The organism is Corynebacterium sp. HMSC036E10, from assembly GCF_001836265.1.
Taxonomy (GTDB): Bacteria; Actinomycetota; Actinomycetes; order Mycobacteriales; family Mycobacteriaceae; genus Corynebacterium; species Corynebacterium coyleae.
On record NZ_KV827992.1, the window covers coordinates 173,789 to 191,287 of the forward strand.

Below are 17,499 nucleotides of genomic sequence, written 5' to 3' on the forward strand. Positions count from 1 at the left end.
AACCGCGGACGCAAATGCGCTACACTTTGCGCAGGATCGTGCGAACCGCACCCGGCAGGGGTTGTCCCAGGTGGGGATGCGATGGCGGGCACAGCGGCGATTTTTGCTCCCGCACCCCGTGAGATCCGGCAGGGCTACAAAGTTTTACTTCAGTCCAATCCCGATGAAACGCACCGCTTCCAGCATGCACCGTCGCGTGTTAACTACGCGAGAACCTGCTGGTTGAGCGACGAAAGGACACACGTGACCGACACCGGTACCGCGGCAGACTTGGCCGCTATGAAGATTCCGGAGCTGCGCAAAATTGCCGCCGAGAAAGGCCTGAAGGGCGTTTCGGGGCTGCGTAAGGGGGAGTTGATCCAGGCAATTACTACCGGCCAGGTTCCCAAGAAGGCTGCACCGCAAAAGGTGGAGGCCGATAACGCGGAGGCGCCAGCTGCTTCCGAGCGTGCAGAGCGCAAGGCCGACAAGACCGACAAGCCTGCAGAAAACGCTGACAAGGCGACCGACAATTCTCATGACGACGATTCGCGGGGAGCTTCGCGTTCCGCAGCGCGCCGTGCTCGTCGAAACCGTGCGCGTCACCAGCATGAGGACAATGCGCAGGGTGGCGACGCGAGCGACGCGAAGGACGGCAAGGACGGGCAGTCCGAGAAATCCGAGACCACGGATAACCGCGACGAGAACCGCGACAATCGCGATAACCGTGACAACCGTGACAACCGTGACAATAACGACCGCGGTGGCCGTAACAACGGCAACAACCGTGGCGGCCGCAACAACCACCGCGACGATAACGATGACGACCACCAGGGTGGCGGTCGTCGTGGGCGTCGCGGTCGTCGTAACCGTAATCGCAACCGTGACAATCACGGCGGCAACAACAACCAAGGTGGCGGCAACGAACAGCACTTCGACCCGGAGGACCTGCAGGAGGTTGCAGGTATCGCGGATGTGCAGGACAACGGCTCCGCGTTCATCCGCACCACCGGCTACCGTCAGTCCAATTCGGACGTGTACGTGCCACAGCGCCTGGTCCGTCAGGCGGGTCTGCGATCCGGCGACGCGGTAACCGGTCAGGTTCGCGCCAACGGGCAGTCGCACCAGCAGGGCAACGGCCGTAACCGTCGTAGCTACAACCAGGTTGTTCGCGTCGACACGATCAACGGCCAGACTCCGGAGGATGCGAAGGGACGCAAGGAGTTCCACAAGCTCACCCCGCTGTACCCGAACCGTCGTCTGCGTTTGGAAACTGAGCCGAAGATCCTGACCACGCGCGTGATCGACCTGGTCATGCCGATTGGTAAGGGTCAGCGCGCACTGATCGTGTCTCCGCCGAAGGCTGGTAAGACGACGATCCTGCAGAATATTGCCAACGCGATCGCCACGAATAACCCGGAGTGCTACCTCATGGTCGTGCTCGTCGATGAGCGCCCGGAGGAAGTTACCGACATGCAGCGCAGCGTCAACGGCGAGGTCATTGCCTCGACGTTCGACCGTCCGCCGTCAGAGCACACTGCTGTCGCCGAGCTTGCTATCGAGCGTGCGAAGCGTCTGGTGGAGATGGGCCAAGACGTTGTGGTGCTGCTCGACTCGATTACTCGCTTGGGTCGCGCATACAACAACTCCTCGCCGGCATCGGGTCGCATTCTCTCCGGTGGTGTGGACTCCAACGCCCTCTACCCGCCGAAGCGTTTCCTCGGCGCTGCCCGAAACATCGAGGAGGGTGGCTCGCTGACGATTATCGCAACGGCCATGGTGGAAACCGGTTCCGCTGGCGATACCGTCATCTTCGAGGAGTTCAAGGGCACCGGCAACGCCGAGCTCAAGCTCGACCGCAAGATCGCGGAGCGTCGCGTGTTCCCGGCTGTGGACGTCAACCCGTCCGGCACCCGCAAGGACGAGCTGCTGATGAGCCCGGAGGAGGCGCGCGTCATGCACAAGCTGCGCCGCATCCTGTCTGCGCTTGATCCGCAGCAGTCCATTGACATGCTGATCAAGCAGTTGAAGAAGACCAAGACGAACGGCGAGTTCCTCATTGGTGTGGCGAACTCGGCACCAATGGCGCAGGCCGAAACTGAGGAGGACTACTCCTAATGGCAGAAAAATCGCATGTTTCGCTTGTCGACGACTACGTCGCCGAATACGAAGGCATCCAGGCCCAAATGGGCGATCCGGAGGTCGCTGGTGACCAGGACCGCTTCCGTAAGCTCTCCAAGCGCTACGCGGAGCTGCAGCCGATCATCAACGTCAATAACGCCCTGAACCAGGCGCGCGATGACCACGAGGCGGCATCCGAAATGGCTTCCGAGGACAAGGAGTTCGCGGAGGAGGCCAAGCGCTTAGAGGACGAGATTGTGCGCCTCGAGGAGGAGTTGGCTGACCTGCTGGCGCCGCGCGACGAGCACGATGGTGATGACATCATCATGGAGCTCAAAGCAGGCGCAGGCGGTGAAGAGGCCGCGCTGTTCGCTGGCGATTTGGCTCGCATGTACCAGAAGTACTGCGAAAAGCACGGCCTGACCTGGGAGGTCCTCGACGTTGCCGAGTCTGATCTGGGTGGTGTGAAGGACATGACCGTCGCGGTGAAGGCGAAGACCCCGTCGCGTGACGGTGCGTGGTCGATGCTGAAGTTTGAAGGTGGCGTGCACCGTGTGCAGCGCGTTCCGGTGACGGAATCGCAGGGCCGCATCCAGACCTCGGCCGCAGGCGTATACGTCTTCCCGGAGCCAGACGAGGTTGAAAGCGTCAACATCGACGAGAAGGACCTTCGCGTCGATGTCTACCGCTCCTCGGGCAAGGGCGGCCAGGGCGTGAACACCACCGACTCTGCCGTGCGTATCACGCACCTGCCGACTGGCATCGTCGTGACCTGTCAGAACGAGCGTTCTCAGATCCAGAACCGTGCTCGTGCGATGCAGGTGCTGCAGGCTCGTCTCGACCAGATTGAGCGCGAGAAGCAGGAAGCCGAAGAGGCCGAGGGCCGCGCATCGCAGGTGCGCACGATGGACCGCTCGGAGCGCATCCGCACCTACAACTGGCCGGAGAACCGTATTTCGGATCACCGCATTAACTACAAGGCCAACAACCTTGACTCGGTGCTCGACGGCAACATGGACGATCTGATCACGGCGCTGCAGACGCACGAGCGCCAGGAGCGCCTTGAAGCCGAATAGCCTCCGCGACACCATCGCCCGCGCCGCGCAGACCCTTGCTGGCGCGGGCGTTGCGTCGCCTGAAGTCGACGCACGCCTGCTCGCCGCGCACTTGATCGGGGTGCCGCCGATGCAGCTCATGTTCGCCGACGCGCCTACGGACTTCGACGAGGCCTACGCCAAACTCATTGCCCGACGCGCGGCTCGCGAGCCGTTGCAGCACATCATCGGCACAGCACCGTTTGTTGACATCGACCTCGCCGTCGGGCCCGGGGTATTTATCCCGCGGCCAGAAACGGAAGTGCTCGCTCAGTGGGCGGTGCATTTGCTTAGCGACGACACCACCTCGCCCGAATCCCCAACCGTCGTGGACTTAGGCTCCGGCTCGGGTGCGTTGGCCATCACGATCGCCCGGGCGTGCCCGCGCGCACAGGTGATCGCGGTCGAGCGTTCGCCTCAGGCGCGGACGTACTTGGAGCGAAATGTGGGGGACTACGCGTCGTCGATACGCATTGTCCCAGGGGATATGACCGATCCGGAGTTGCTTCGGGAACTCGACGGTGCCGTCGACCTCGTCGTCACCAACCCGCCGTACGTGCCAGAAACCGGTGACTTAGACGTGGAGGTCTACGCCGACCCTCATGAGGCGGTGTTCTCCGGCGCGGACGGGATGCATGCAATTCGAGGGCTCGTTCCGGTCGCCGCACGGCTGCTGCGTCCGGGAGGGCACCTCGGCATTGAGCATGATGATTCCACGTCGGAGGCCGTACAAGATGTGGTGCGCGACCACGGCGCATTCGGCCCGCCGAGTGTGGTCGAGGACCTGACCGGCCGAGCCCGGTTTGTCACGGCGAGTAAGCTAGCCCGGTAACTTTCAGAACATGAAGGAGCACTATGTCCGCGATCTATAACTGCCTTGATCCGCAGGTTCGCGACGACGCGGTGCGCGCGGCCGCGGACGCTGTGCGAGCCGGCCGTTGCGTCGTCCTGCCGACAGACACCGTCTACGGAATCGGCTGCGACGCCTTCAACAACGACGCCGTAGCCACGCTGTTGGCTACCAAGCGCCGTGGCCCCGACATGCCTGTGCCGGTGCTCGTGGGCAGCTGGTCGACCATCCAGGGGCTCGTGCGGGAGTTTTCCGACACCGCGAAGACACTCGTGGAGGCGTTCTGGCCCGGTGGGTTGTCCATCGTCGTGCCTGAGGCACCGAGTCTGCCGTGGAACCTTGGCGATACACGTGGCACCGTGCTGCTACGCATGCCGAACCAACCGCTCGCACTTGAACTGTTGCAAGAAACCGGACCGATGGCGGTGTCGTCTGCCAACATCTCCGGCAACCCGCCGGCACAGGCCGCAGCAGAGGCCAAGGCGCAGTTTGGCGATGCGATTGGCGTGTACCTCGACGGGGGAGAGGCCGAGGTTGGCACTCCTTCGACCATCATTGATATTTCGAAGCCTCAGCCGGTGATTTTGCGCGAAGGCGCGATCCCGGTCGAGCGCATTGGTGAAATCTTAGGGCTTGACCCAGAGTCGTTGCGTCGAAAGTAGCGGGGGAGTTTTCAGGGGATGTCCGGAGCTGGTGTGCCGCTTCGCGAGCTCGCACTCGTGCTACTCGTCGCGGCTGCGATCACGTACCTGGCCACAGGTGTGGTGCGTTCAGCTCTCGTGCGCACAGGACGCGTCGCGGAGATCCGCCAGCGCGACGTTCACACCCAGCCAACGCCGTCGCTCGGTGGACTGGCCATGTTTACAGGGTTCGCTGGCGCGTTTGTTCTCGCGCAGCAACTGCCCGCACTGACCCGCGGGTTCGCTCCAGTCACCCCAGAGATGACTGCAGTGCTCGTCGGCGGTGCCGCCGTCGTTGCTGTCGGAATTGTTGACGACCTCTACGAGCTCGGCGCGTTACCCAAACTCATCGGGCAATTCGCTGCTGCGATCATCATGTCCATCTTGGGGATTGCCTTTACGGTGTTTTACGTACCAATCGGGGAGGGCACCACCCTGATTTTGGACGAAGTCCAGGGCATGGTCTTGAGTGCGCTGTTTACTGTGCTGCTGATCAACGCAGTGAATTTCGTTGACGGCATCGACGGCCTCGCCGCGGGGCTGGGCATGATCGCCGGGATGGCGATCCTCGTCTATTCGCTGTCAGTTCTCCATGACCAGGGCGGGGCGGTCTCCGCGTACCCGCCGGCGATTATCTGCACGTTGCTCGTCGGTATCTGCGCGGGCTTTTTGCCCCACAACTTCGAACCGGCGCGCATCTTCATGGGGGACTCCGGTGCCATGCTCATTGGGCTGCTGCTTGCCGCAGCGTCGATCTCCGCATCGGGCAAGATCAACATGTCGCTCTACGGGGCCGCAGACCTGGTAGCACTCATTAGCCCGATCATCGTCGTGCTCGCCGCGATTGCCCTGCCGGTCCTCGACCTGATTTGGGCCGTTGTGCGACGAACGGCCCGCGGCCAAAGCCCGTTCCAGGCAGACGCAGGCCATATCCATCACCGTTTGCTCCGCCTTGGGCATACGCACCGCCGTACTGTTCTGGTGCTGTACCTGTGGGTCTCCGCAGTTGCCTTCGGCGCGGTCAGTTTTTCCGTCGTGCCGGTGCGAATTGCAGTGATCTTCACCGTTGTCGCGCTTGTTTTTGCTTTCGTGCTCACTCTGGTTCCGCTTGCGGAAGGCAAGATTGGTCCGCGGCGTGGTGGGGACGGTGCGGTGGCGTCGTCGAAAAGCAACCCTGCTCAGTCTGTAGGATGACCCAGCATGGAACCGCTCGAAGTCAATGACACGTCCCAGGTCAGTGATCATCGTCAGCCGCTCATCCGCGCACTGAAGGTCGCGGGATGGGCACTCGTCGTGCTTACCGTCGTCTCGCTCATGGCATGGGGCGCGACCCGCGAATTGCCCGGCATCTGGGCCACGCTGATGGGAGTCGCCGTCGGCGGTGCGTTCGTACTCGCAACCACGGTGTCTGTCCTCGCAACCTCAAACTCATCCCCAAACACCACCATGGCAGTTGTCCTCGGCGGGTGGCTGCTCAAGATGGGGCTGCTCGCAATCTTCCTGCTGTGGATCCGTGGATTCGACTTCTACGACCATCGAGCATTTGGCGTGACGACGATCGCAGCACTCGTCGTTGCACTCGCCGCCGAAGCCTGGGGTGTGCTCACCACACGCACCACGTACCTCAACTAACACAGAGTGTGGGGACCCTGTGACAGACCTAACAATCCGCTAGAAAGCCGTGCAAGCTGGGTGATTAGGGGTAAAAACCCTTAAAAGTCACCTTGGTGGGGGGACAATGGCACAGGTAAAACGCACATTCTCCTGATGTCCTGTTAGGATATCCGCTGGGTTTGTTCCAGGCTGGCGTTACCCCTGATGTGCAGGCGAAACCGGCCGGGGAACGACATCCCCTGCCCCGCGGAAGCAGATGTGCGACGGAGTCCGCCGCGGAGGCAGCCTGATGAAGACGTCCATCGCACCGCCCTCCGGGGAACCGGGGAGCGGCCCGAGAACGGGAGAGAACGCTGAGCGTTACAACTTTGGCCATGAAGGGTGAGTTTCACGCACCTGCGCTTGGTCCAGAATTTTTCCCGGGGCAAACGTACGGCCATATCATTGGTGAGGAATTTGCCAATGGGTGGTTCGCACTGGACCGCATCATGCTCGTCCGCCTCCTAATTGCGGCGATCCTGGTGCTCCTCTTTGTTATCGCCTTTAGGAACCCGAAGCTGGTTCCGAAAGGCCTGCAGAATTTCGCCGAGATCGGCGTCGACTTCGTCCGCATCCACATCGCGGAAGACACCTTGGGCAAGAAGGACGGCAAGCGGTTCCTGCCGCTGCTGTGCACAATCTTCTTCTCCATTCTGTTCATGAACGCGGCGACGATCATCCCAGGCCTCAACATCTCGCCTAACGCGCGTATCGGCATGCCGGTCGTGCTGGCAGTTGCGGCCTACATTGCAATGATTTACGCCGGCGTCAAGCGTTACGGCGCTGCGTACTTCAAGCACTCGACCGTCATCCCCGGCCTTCCGCCGGCGCTCCACATTCTCGTGGTGCCGATCGAGTTCTTCTCGACGTTCATTCTGCGTCCGGTCACCCTGGCGCTTCGTCTTATGGCGAACTTCCTGGCTGGCCACATCATTCTTGTCCTGCTGTACTCCGCCACGAACTTCTTCTTCTGGCAGTTGAACGCATGGACGACAGTGAGTGGCCTGACCCTGATTGCAGCGCTGCTGTTCACCGCATACGAGTTGATCATCATCTTCCTGCAGGCGTACATCTTCGCCCTGCTGACTGCGGTGTACATCGAGCTGTCGCTGCACGCGGATGCGCACTAACAAAGCGCGACCACACACGGCCAACTGAATAACCCCCAACATCTGTCACACGCTTTCCCGCGGCCTGCGGGGAGGCACCTAGAAAGGGAACGACTTTCACATGAACGACATCATTCTTGCTCAGGCAGCGGAGACCGTGAACCGCTACGAGGGTCTCGGCACCATCGGCTACGGCCTTGCAACCATCGGCCCGGGCCTCGGCATCGGCATCCTCGTCGGCAAGACCGTCGAGGGCATGGCACGTCAGCCGGAGATGGCTGGCCAGCTCCGTACCACCATGTTCCTGGGTATCGCCTTCGTTGAGGCACTTGCCCTGATCGGCCTCGTTGCCGGCTTCCTGTTCTAAAAACAAGAACGAGTAACCCCGTCCATTTTTAGATCAGGAGCAACCAATGACTAACGTCACTGCATTCCTCGTAGCCGCAGAAGGCTCCGAGAAGCTGCCGCTCGAGAATGAACCATCCATTCTCTTCCCGGCCGCGTACGACGTGGTTTGGTCTCTTGTCGTTTTCATCATTATCGGCCTGCTTTTCTGGAAGTACGTTATTCCGAAGTTCCAGGAAGTGCTGGCAGAGCGCGAAGACCGAATCAAGGGCGGCATTGAGCGTGCTGAAGTCGCCCAAAAGGAAGCCAAGGCTGCCCTGGAGAAGAACAACGCTGAGCTTGCGGAGGCGCGCCATGAGGCCGCCGAGATCCGTGAGGCAGCGCGTGCCCGCGGCAAGGAAATCGAGGCAGAGTCCCGTGCCCGTGCCGAGGAGGAAGCCCGCCGCATCATCGAGGCTGGCGAAAAGCAACTGCAAGCAGCTCGCGACCAGGTTGTCGCAGAACTGCGCAACGAGATGGGCCAGAACTCCATCTCGCTGGCAGAGCGTCTGCTGGGCACCGAGCTGTCGGACACGACCCGTCGCTCGAACACGATCGATGAGTTCCTCTCCGAGCTCGATCACGTCTCGACGAGAAAGTAGGCGAGATGAAGGCAGCTAGTCGCGAAGCACAGTCGCACGTCACCGGTCAGCTCGAATCGCTGATCGGCAGCGCCGACAACGCAGTCGCCACCGCAGCACAGATCGGTACCGAACTGTTCCTCATCGTGGACCAGCTCGACACCGAACGTGCCCTGCGCGTGGCAATCGCCGACACGTCGCTTGAAGCAGGCCAGCGCGCCGGCATTGTCAAGGACGTTTTCGGCGGCAAGGTGGCGGAGCCCACCCTGAACATCCTCACCGCAGCAGCGGAGCAGGAGTGGTCGACCCCGCGCGAATTCCGCGCAGGTCTGATCAACCTGGGCCGTTTCGCACTGCAGAAGGGTGCACAGGAACAGGGCCAGTTGGAGCAGGTCGAAAACGAGCTCTACCAACTGTCGATCCTCCTTGAGGACGAAAAGGAGCTCACCCAGCTCCTGTCCGACCGCACCGCAACCGCTGCGCAGAAGCGCGGACTGCTAGCTAGCGTGATTTACGGCAAGGTGACAATGTTCACCGAGGCCCTGGCCTTGCAGGTCATCGGCCGGCCGCACCACAATCCTGTCGACGATCTCGCCGCACTGGCGGAGAACGTTGCAGAGATGCGCGGCAAGTCGGTTGCACGTGTGAAGACCGCTGAGGCGTTGAACGACACTCAGCGTGACGCACTGGCCCGCAAGCTGGAGCAGATTTACGGCCGCGAGATCGCCATCCACTCTGAGGTTGACCCCAGCCTCCTCGGCGGAATGGTGGTTCGCGTGGGCGATGAAGTCATCGACGGTTCGACGCGCGGCAAGATCGAGCGTCTCCGTACCGATATGGCAGCCCAGGCGGCTAAATAATTAACAATATGCTGGATAAAACTACCGAGAGCAGGAAGAACATGGCGGAGCTGACGATCTCCTCCGATGAGATCCGTAGCGCGATAGCGAACTACACCTCGAGCTACTCTGCGGAGGCCTCCCGTGAGGAGGTCGGCGTGGTGACTTCGGCCGCAGACGGTATTGCCCAGGTTTCTGGGCTGCCGGGCTGCATGACGAACGAGCTGCTCGAGTTCCCCAACGGCGTCATCGGCGTCGCCCAGAACCTTGAGACCGATTCCATCGGTGTCGTGGTGCTGGGTAACTTCGAGACCCTTTCCGAGGGCGACGAAGTCAAGCGGACCGGCGAGGTCCTCTCCATCCCGGTCGGCGAGAACTTCCTCGGCCGCGTGATTAACCCCCTGGGTCAGCCGATTGACGGCCTTGGCCCAATCGAATCCGACGAAGAGCGTGCACTGGAACTCCAGGCCGCAGGCGTTCTCGACCGCCAGCCGGTCGAAGAGCCGCTGCAGACGGGCATGAAGGCGATTGACGCCATGACCCCGATCGGCCGCGGCCAGCGCCAGCTCGTCATTGGTGACCGCAAGACCGGTAAGACCGCGGTCTGCATCGACACCATTTTGAACCAGAAGGAGTTCTGGGAGACCGGCGATCCGTCGAAGCAGGTGCGCTGCATCTACGTCGCCGTCGGCCAGAAGGGCTCCACCATCGCTGGCGTTCGCCAGACGCTGGAGGAGGCCGGTGCGCTGGAGTACACCACGATCGTGGCTGCTCCGGCATCCGACTCCGCAGGCTTTAAGTGGCTCGCACCGTTCTCCGGTGCAGCACTGGGCCAGCACTGGATGTACCAGGGCAAGCACGTCCTGGTGATTTACGATGACCTGACCAAGCAGGCAGAGGCATACCGTGCCATTTCGCTGCTGCTTCGCCGCCCGCCGGGCCGCGAGGCATACCCAGGCGATGTGTTCTACCTGCACTCCCGCCTGCTGGAGCGTGCCGCAAAGCTTAACGACGAGCTCGGCGCAGGCTCCCTGACCGCACTGCCGATCATCGAGACCAAGGCGAACGACGTCGGTGCCTTCATTCCGACCAACGTCATCTCGATTACCGACGGCCAGGTCTTCCTCCAGTCTGACCTCTTCAACCAGGGCGTGCGCCCGGCTATTGACGTGGGTATCTCCGTGTCCCGTGTCGGTGGCGCCGCACAGACCAAGGGTATGAAGAAGGTCGCCGGTAACCTGCGTCTGGACCTTGCGGCATACCGTGACCTTGAGGCCTTCGCAGCGTTCGCTTCCGACCTCGACGCCGCTTCCAAGAAGCAGCTCGAGCGCGGCCAGCGCCTGGTCGAGCTGCTGAAGCAGTCCGAGCACGCGCCGCAGCCGGTGGAATTCCAGATCATCTCGATCTGGGCTGCCAACGAAGGCGTCTTCGACGTCGTTCCCGTTGAGGACGTCCGCCGCTACGAGACCGAGCTGCACGAGGCCATCAAGGCCAATGCACCGCAGGTCTACGACCAGATCGCTGGTGGCAAGCAGCTTGACGACGACTCGCAGGCCGCAATCCGCCGCGTCAACGAGGACCTGGCACGTAACTTCCAGGCATCCTCCGGCGAGCGCATTGTCCGCGAGGCTGAGCAGGAGCCGCTCGACTCCGGTCAGGTTGCGAAGAACCAGCTCAACGTCAGCCGCTCCTAGTGCCAGTCGGTTCTAGGACTACTACATAAAGGAAGGGAGGAAACACCATGGCAACGCTTCGCGAATTGCGTGACCGCATCAGGTCCGTCAACTCAACGAAGAAAATTACAAAGGCCCAGGAGCTGATCGCCACCGCGCAGATCACCAAGGCCCAGCAGCGCGTCGAGGCGGCTAAGCCGTACGCCGACGAGCTCAAAGACGTCATGGAACGCCTCGCGTCCGCGAGCTCCCTGGCCCACCCCATGCTCCACGAGCGTGAGAACGGCCGGGTCGCGGCAATCCTCGTGGTCACCTCTGACCGCGGTATGGCCGGCGGCTACAACCACAACGTGCTGAAGAAGGCTGCGCAGCTTGAGCGCATGCTGACCGAGGCAGGTTACGAGGTGGTTCGTTACGTCACCGGTAATAAGGGCGTGACGCACTTCAAGTTCCGTGACATGGATGTCGCGGGATCATGGACCGGATTCTCGCAGCAGCCGTCTTGGGAGGACACGCACGACGTGCGCCACCAGATCATCGACGGCTACATGGCTGGCTCCGAAGCCACCGTCCCGCTTCGCCAGAACGGCGAAACGGGCGAGTCTGTCCGCGGGTTCGATGTTGTCCACGTTGTCTACACCGAGTTCGTATCCATGCTTTCCCAGGAGGCACGCGTCGATCAGCTTCTGCCGATCGAGCCGGTCCTGGAAGAGTTCAAGTACGAACAGGAAGACATGCTGACCAACTCTGGTGAAGTCAGCCCGGACATGAACTTCGAGCCGGACCCGGACACGCTCATGGATGAGCTGCTGCCGGTCTACGTTTCCAGGTTGCTCTACTCGATCTTCCTGGAAGCAGCGGCCGCCGAGTCGGCATCGCGCCGCACGGCAATGAAGAATGCGACCGATAACGCCACCGAACTGGCCAACGATTTGTCTCGCGAGGCAAACCAGGTCCGTCAGGCGAAGATCACCCAGGAAATCACCGAGATTATCGGCGGCGCTGGTGCGCTGTCCGGTAGTGGAGAAAGTGACTAAATCATGACTACTGCTCACTCTTTTGATGAGCGCAACGACGATCTGGCGGGTGCGGCGCTTCCTGAGGCCGACACCCAGACCGCAGATCGGGTCGAGAACACTCAGAACCCGCGCGGTTCTGAGAACGGCCGTGTCGTGCGCGTCATTGGTGCAGTCGTCGACGTGGAGTTCCCGCGTGGCGAGCTGCCCGCTCTGTACAACGCTCTCGAGGTCGACATTGACCTCGGCGAGATGTCCCGCACCATCGTGCTCGAGGTCGCCCAGTTCCTGGGTGACAACCTCGTCCGCACGATCGCCATGGCCCCGACGGACGGCCTCGTCCGTGGCGCCAAGGTGTCGGACTCCGGCAACCCGATTTCTGTCCCGGTCGGCGACCAGGTCAAGGGCCACGTGTTCAACGCACTCGGCCAGTGCCTGGACGACCCGTCGGTCGGCCAGACCGGTGAGCGCTGGGGCATCCACCGCGAGCCGCCGGCCTTCAAGGACCTCGAAGGTAAGACCGAGATCCTCGAAACCGGTATTAAGGTCATCGACCTGCTCACCCCGTACGTTAAGGGTGGCAAGATCGGCCTGTTCGGTGGTGCAGGTGTTGGTAAGACCGTTCTGATCCAGGAGATGATTACGCGTATTGCACGCGAGTTCTCCGGTACTTCGGTCTTCGCCGGCGTCGGCGAGCGCACCCGTGAGGGCACCGACCTGTTCCTCGAGATGGAGGACATGGGCGTGCTTCCGGATACCGCGCTTGTCTTCGGCCAGATGGATGAGCCGCCAGGGGTCCGTATGCGCGTGGCCCTGTCCGGCCTGACCATGGCGGAGTACTTCCGCGATGTGCAGAACCAGGACGTGCTACTGTTCATCGACAACATCTTCCGCTTCACCCAGGCAGGTTCCGAGGTATCGACCCTTCTGGGCCGTATGCCTTCCGCCGTGGGTTACCAGCCGACTCTTGCCGACGAGATGGGTGTGCTCCAGGAGCGCATTACCTCGACCAAGGGCCGTTCGATTACGTCGCTGCAGGCTGTTTACGTGCCGGCTGACGACTACACCGACCCGGCTCCGGCAACCACCTTCGCCCACCTCGATGCGACCACCGAGCTTTCCCGTTCGATCGCGTCGAAGGGCATCTACCCGGCAGTGGATCCGCTGACCTCCACGTCGCGCATCCTTGAGCCGGGCATCGTTGGCGAGCGTCACTACAACGTCGCTCAGAAGGTGATCGGCATTCTGCAGAAGAACAAGGAACTGCAGGACATCATCGCCATCCTCGGTATGGACGAGCTCTCTGAGGAAGACAAGATCACCGTGCAGCGCGCACGTAAGATCCAGCGCTTCCTGGGCCAGAACTTCTTCGTCGCAAAGAAGTTCACTGGCGACGAGGGTTCCTACGTCCCGCTCGAAGAGACGATCGACGCATTCGACAAGCTCTGCGAGGGCGAGTTCGACCACTACCCAGAGCAGGCATTCAACGGCCTGGGTGGCTTGGACGACGTCGAGGCTGCATACAAGAAGCTGCAGGCGTAGGAGGAACCATGGCTGAACTTACCGCTCAACTGGTCTCGGTTGACCGCCTGCTCTGGAAAGGTCCGGCAAGCATCGTCACCGCTCAGACTACGGAGGGTGAGATCGGTATCCTTCCTGGGCACGAGCCGCTCTTGGGGCAGCTCAAGGACAACGGTGTGGTAACCATCCGCCCGATCGGCGGCGAGCGTATCGTCGCGGCCGTACAGGGTGGGTTCCTCTCCGTTGTCGGCGACAAGGTGACAGTCCTCGCGGACTACGCCATCTTCGCCGACGAGGTTGACTCCGCCGTCGCAGAGTCCAACCTCGACAACGAGGACAGGGTCGTACAGGCTCGCTCGGAGGCGGAGCTGGCGGCCGTTCGTCGCAACGCGCACTAGTCGCTGCGCCGAGGAAGGCGTAACGCCGGCCTGACCAGCGCCCCCATCCGGATACATATCCGGATGGGGGCGTTTTTCTATGCCCCCACTCGCGCAGCGTGCGCATAAAAGACACAAAGGGCGTTAAGATATTGCGCATTACCCGCTGTCTGGAGGTTGAAACAATGGTGTTCGTCGTTGCCGTGGCTGTGCTTGTGGTGGCCACGTTTGCGGCGTCTGCCATTTGGCGGTTCAGCATGGTCCGCGGTAGCGGTTCCCGTGCAATGATCCGCCAGATGCCGGCTGAAGGCATCCATGGCTGGCGCCATGGTGTGTTGAGGTATGACGGGGAGCGCATGCTGTTTTACAAGCTGCGCTCTTTGTCGTTTACGCACGATATGGTCGCGGACCGACGCCTGCTGCAATTCACAGGCTTGCGGGACGTGACGGCAGATGAGCGCCAGTTTATGCCCGATATTGCGAAGATTCTGCAGGTCGATTCGCCCGATGGCGGTATCGAATTTGCTGCTGATCGTCGCACGCAGATGGGTTTTATCTCGTGGATTGAATCGGCCCCGGACGTACGCGCCGAGCGCACCGATATGCGCTCACTTGAGGAGCGCGCCCAGCGAGAGACCGAGCGTTAGCGGCGTTCGTCGCAACGGTACCCTTGGGCGCATGCGTCTAGTCATCGCCCGTTGTTCTGTTGATTATGTGGGTCGCCTCGATGCCCACCTGCCTGAAGCGCTGCGTCTCATCCTGGTGAAAGCGGACGGCTCTGTGTCCGTCCACGCCGATGACCGCGCGTATAAGCCGTTGAATTGGATGATGCCGCCGTGCACGCTGCGGGTGGAAAATGTTGTTGATATGGATGGCGAGGATACGGGCGAAGAGCTGTGGATCGTCGAGAATTCGAAGGGCGAGCAACTGCGTATCACCATCGCAGAGGTGCGTCTCGACGAATCACGTGACCTCGGCGTCGATCCCGGCCTGGTCAAGGATGGCGTCGAGGCACACCTGCAGGAGTTGTTGGCTGAGCATATTTCGACGCTCGGCGAGGGCTACGAACTTGTCCGCCGCGAGTATCCAACTGCGATCGGCCCGGTCGATATTTTGGCCCGTGACCCGCGTGGCGGAACGGTTGCGGTGGAGGTGAAACGTCGCGGTGGCATCGACGGCGTCGAGCAGCTCTCCCGTTACGTCGAGTTGCTCAACCGCGACGAGTTGCTGCGGCCTGTGCGTGGCGTGTTCGCCGCCCAGGAGATCAAGCCGCAGGCGCGCACGCTTGCCAGCGACCGCGGATTCGATTGCGTGACCCTCGACTACGACGAACTGCGCGGCATCGAATCGAACGAACTGCGATTGTTCTAAATGCCACGCAAGAATCGCCGCCAGTACCAGTCGCCGCGCTACGTCCTGCCGCGTGACGGGTCGACCTTTATCGGCACCCAGGAGATGGAGGGGCCGAAATGGACGAACGGCGAGATATTCAAGGTCCGCCAGATCGGCTCGGCAGCCGCAACGAAGTTCTACATTTGTCCAGGGTGCAACCAGAACATTCCTCCCGGTGTGTCGCATGTGGTGGCATGGCCGCGGGATTCCGGCAGGGGAGTCGATGATCGGAGGCATTGGCATAAGCATTGCTGGGGTCGTCGATAAGCGGGCGTTAGACTGGGCCGCATGATTGCAGCGTTTTCGGTCGCACCGACCTTGACGGAAAATTCCAACGCCGAAATGTCCGACATCGTGGCACGCGCCGTGAAGGTCGTCCGGGAGTCCGGGCTGCCGCACGAGACCACCGCCATGTTCACCACCATCGAGGGCGAGTGGGACGAGGTCATGGACGTGATTAAGCGTGCCACCCAGGCGGTGGAGGAGGTTTCTCCACGCGTGTCGCTGGTGGTCAAAGCTGATATCCGCCCCGGCTACACGGACATGTTGCACCAGAAGATCGAGTCGCTGAACAAGCACCTGGAGGATTAGCATGACCAACCCGCAGTTCACCGGCGGCGCTATTGACTTAGGCGCGCTGTCGCAGCAGCCTGAGCCTGGCGACTTTCAGCCGTTTGTCACCGTCAACGCCACCAACGTTGAGGCGGTTGCGTTTGAGCGGTCCAAGCAGATCCCTGTGATCCTCATGGTGGGCACGGACCGTTCTGAAGATTCTGTCGCGCTCAAGGCCACGTTCGAGCGGCTCGCGGCGGGGCAGCAGCAGTTTATGGTCGCCTACATCGACGCGGATGCTACCCCGCAGGTGGCACAGATGCTCGGCGTGCGCGTGCTGCCGACCGTGGTTGCGCTTGCCGCAGGACGCCCAGTGGCCAACTTTGAGGGCAATCAGCCGGCCGACCAGTTGAAGCAGTGGATCGGCCAGATCGTTGCCCAGCTTGGCGGCCAACTCCAGGGGCTTGGTGGCGAGGAGCCTGCGCAGGATCCGCGTCTCGACGACGCCACCGCCGCCCTCAACGCCGGCGACTTCGATCGCGCAACTGCGCTTTACGACGCCATCCTTGCCGACGACCCCACCAACTCCGATGTCAAACAAGCCAAGAACACCGTCGCCGTGCTCAAGCGTTTGAATCAGCAGGGCAGTGATGGTGATCCGGTAGACGAGGTAGAGCAGCAGCTGCTCGCAGCGGATGCGCAGTTTGTCGGCGGGGACCCAGAGGGCGCTTTTGATCTGTTGCTCGGAATGGTGAAAAACGAGCCGCGAGCGAAGGCGCGTTTGCTGGAATTGTTGACGTTGCTAGCGCCTGATGACCCACGCGTGATTTCGGCGCGGACGAGGCTCGCTAGCTCGCTGTTTTAGAGTTATCCACAGGGGCATCTGCGTAAATTTCACAGGCTCGAAACGCTGGTTTGCGGTTTTGGTTTAGCGTTTTGGGTATGAATTCGTTCGAGGTGTTAGTGCAGGCGATGTCGGCCGCAGCGTTAGAGACGCTGGCTGACTTCGACCTTGATGTTGCACTCGCCTCGGGCTTTGCACCCGATCGTGCGCGAGCCTGGGCGCGGCTGCGGGATGTGTACTTCGGGCGCACCAAGTTCACGCGCAAGCAAGCGGTAGCCTGCACGCGTGCTCGGGCGTTTTCCATGGATGAGTTGGCGCTGATTGAGCGGCGTATTGCACCGGTGAAGGATGCCTCCCAGCGGTGGGCGCTGCGCCTGGCGTTGCTTGAGGTTGAGGGTGGCTACCGGGCGATTGAGGCGGCGGCACGCACGCTTGTGCCGGCGGATACGAAGCCTGCGGTGGATGCGGCGAAGTTCGGTCCGTCGCGAAACGGCAAACGCACCCTGCACTTAACCTATGACGAGCGGGAGATCTCCGATATGGAGCACGCTGGGCGGTTAGGGATTGATCAGGATCGTCCTGCAGCTGCTCAGATTGCCGAGAACCTCATCGGGATTTTCTTCGGCGAGGGCAAGGTCGCAACCGCAGCGCCTCGCCCGACGGTGTTGGTGCCGCTGCCGGATTACCTGTGCATCCTGGATGGCAATGGTGATGATGTGCTCTTGGCCATGACCGATGGCACCACCATGACCGGTGCGGAGTTTCTCGCCGCCCAGTTCGGTGATGCGTTGGAAGTAGCGGCGTTTCATCCGCAGGCCGGTGCGGTGAATCTGT

The 17,499-nt window shown here is 61.7% G+C and carries 19 protein-coding genes and 1 pseudogene; all 20 read left to right on the plus strand.

Annotated elements, in window-relative coordinates:
- Positions 1–279: 279 nt before the first annotated feature.
- Positions 280–2,097 (plus strand): transcription termination factor Rho, encoded by a 1,818-nt coding sequence (gene rho, locus HMPREF2736_RS10135; protein WP_070829602.1) that lies wholly within the window; start codon positions 280–282, stop codon positions 2,095–2,097.
- On the plus strand, positions 2,097–3,176 hold the full coding sequence (prfA, locus tag HMPREF2736_RS10140) for a peptide chain release factor 1 (protein ID WP_070569885.1): 1,080 nt from the start codon (positions 2,097–2,099) through the stop codon (positions 3,174–3,176). Before rho ends, prfA begins: the two co-directional genes overlap by 1 nt.
- Positions 3,163–4,026 carry a peptide chain release factor N(5)-glutamine methyltransferase gene (prmC, locus tag HMPREF2736_RS10145; RefSeq protein WP_070829571.1) on the plus strand — a complete coding sequence of 288 codons (864 nt, stop codon included), beginning with the start codon at positions 3,163–3,165 and terminating at the stop codon, positions 4,024–4,026. Before prfA ends, prmC begins: the two co-directional genes overlap by 14 nt.
- A gap of 23 nt (positions 4,027–4,049) precedes the next feature.
- A complete protein-coding gene (locus HMPREF2736_RS10150; protein WP_070829573.1) occupies positions 4,050–4,706 on the plus strand; it encodes an L-threonylcarbamoyladenylate synthase in 657 nt (218 codons plus the stop codon).
- 18 nt (positions 4,707–4,724) lie between these two features.
- Positions 4,725–5,918 (plus strand): MraY family glycosyltransferase, encoded by a 1,194-nt coding sequence (locus HMPREF2736_RS10155; protein ID WP_070615292.1) that lies wholly within the window; start codon positions 4,725–4,727, stop codon positions 5,916–5,918.
- 6 nt (positions 5,919–5,924) lie between these two features.
- The gene (locus HMPREF2736_RS10160; RefSeq protein WP_070452216.1) at positions 5,925–6,356 is read left to right on the plus strand and encodes a Cg1360 family ATP-synthase-associated protein; all 432 of its coding nucleotides are present in this window, start codon (positions 5,925–5,927) and stop codon (positions 6,354–6,356) included.
- 356 nt (positions 6,357–6,712) lie between these two features.
- A complete protein-coding gene (atpB, locus tag HMPREF2736_RS10165; RefSeq protein WP_070421843.1) occupies positions 6,713–7,507 on the plus strand; it encodes a F0F1 ATP synthase subunit A in 795 nt (264 codons plus the stop codon).
- A gap of 100 nt (positions 7,508–7,607) precedes the next feature.
- Positions 7,608–7,853: an ATP synthase F0 subunit C gene (locus tag HMPREF2736_RS10170; protein WP_042406503.1), complete on the plus strand. Its 246-nt coding sequence runs from the start codon at positions 7,608–7,610 to the stop codon at positions 7,851–7,853.
- Between the two features lie 46 nt (positions 7,854–7,899).
- Complete coding sequence (locus HMPREF2736_RS10175) at positions 7,900–8,472, plus strand: F0F1 ATP synthase subunit B (protein WP_070829575.1); 573 nt, start codon at positions 7,900–7,902, stop codon at positions 8,470–8,472.
- Between the two features lie 5 nt (positions 8,473–8,477).
- Entirely contained in the window at positions 8,478–9,311 is an 834-nt protein-coding gene (locus tag HMPREF2736_RS10180) for a F0F1 ATP synthase subunit delta (RefSeq protein ID WP_070421845.1), read from the plus strand.
- An 8-nt stretch (positions 9,312–9,319) separates the two neighbouring features.
- On the plus strand, positions 9,320–10,984 hold the full coding sequence (atpA, locus tag HMPREF2736_RS10185; protein WP_070829577.1) for a F0F1 ATP synthase subunit alpha: 1,665 nt from the start codon (positions 9,320–9,322) through the stop codon (positions 10,982–10,984).
- A 47-nt stretch (positions 10,985–11,031) separates the two neighbouring features.
- A complete protein-coding gene (locus tag HMPREF2736_RS10190; RefSeq protein WP_070421847.1) occupies positions 11,032–12,000 on the plus strand; it encodes a F0F1 ATP synthase subunit gamma in 969 nt (322 codons plus the stop codon).
- A 3-nt stretch (positions 12,001–12,003) separates the two neighbouring features.
- Positions 12,004–13,521 carry a F0F1 ATP synthase subunit beta gene (gene atpD, locus HMPREF2736_RS10195; protein WP_224212800.1) on the plus strand — a complete coding sequence of 506 codons (1,518 nt, stop codon included), beginning with the start codon at positions 12,004–12,006 and terminating at the stop codon, positions 13,519–13,521.
- Between the two features lie 8 nt (positions 13,522–13,529).
- Positions 13,530–13,898: a F0F1 ATP synthase subunit epsilon gene (locus HMPREF2736_RS10200; protein WP_070569891.1), complete on the plus strand. Its 369-nt coding sequence runs from the start codon at positions 13,530–13,532 to the stop codon at positions 13,896–13,898.
- Positions 13,899–14,062: 164 nt separating this feature from the next.
- On the plus strand, positions 14,063–14,524 hold the full coding sequence (locus tag HMPREF2736_RS10205; RefSeq protein ID WP_083279365.1) for a DUF2550 domain-containing protein: 462 nt from the start codon (positions 14,063–14,065) through the stop codon (positions 14,522–14,524).
- Positions 14,525–14,555: 31 nt separating this feature from the next.
- Positions 14,556–15,248, plus strand: coding sequence for an endonuclease NucS (gene nucS, locus HMPREF2736_RS10210; RefSeq protein ID WP_070829579.1), 693 nt, complete (start codon positions 14,556–14,558; stop codon positions 15,246–15,248).
- The gene (locus HMPREF2736_RS12055; RefSeq protein WP_070421850.1) at positions 15,249–15,536 is read left to right on the plus strand and encodes a hypothetical protein; all 288 of its coding nucleotides are present in this window, start codon (positions 15,249–15,251) and stop codon (positions 15,534–15,536) included.
- A 21-nt stretch (positions 15,537–15,557) separates the two neighbouring features.
- Positions 15,558–15,860 carry an MTH1187 family thiamine-binding protein gene (locus HMPREF2736_RS10215; RefSeq protein ID WP_070452229.1) on the plus strand — a complete coding sequence of 101 codons (303 nt, stop codon included), beginning with the start codon at positions 15,558–15,560 and terminating at the stop codon, positions 15,858–15,860.
- A gap of 1 nt (position 15,861) precedes the next feature.
- Complete coding sequence (locus HMPREF2736_RS10220; RefSeq protein WP_070829581.1) at positions 15,862–16,686, plus strand: tetratricopeptide repeat protein; 825 nt, start codon at positions 15,862–15,864, stop codon at positions 16,684–16,686.
- Positions 16,687–16,763: 77 nt separating this feature from the next.
- Positions 16,764–17,499 (plus strand): annotated as a pseudogene (locus HMPREF2736_RS10225) (HNH endonuclease); the annotation flags it as partial.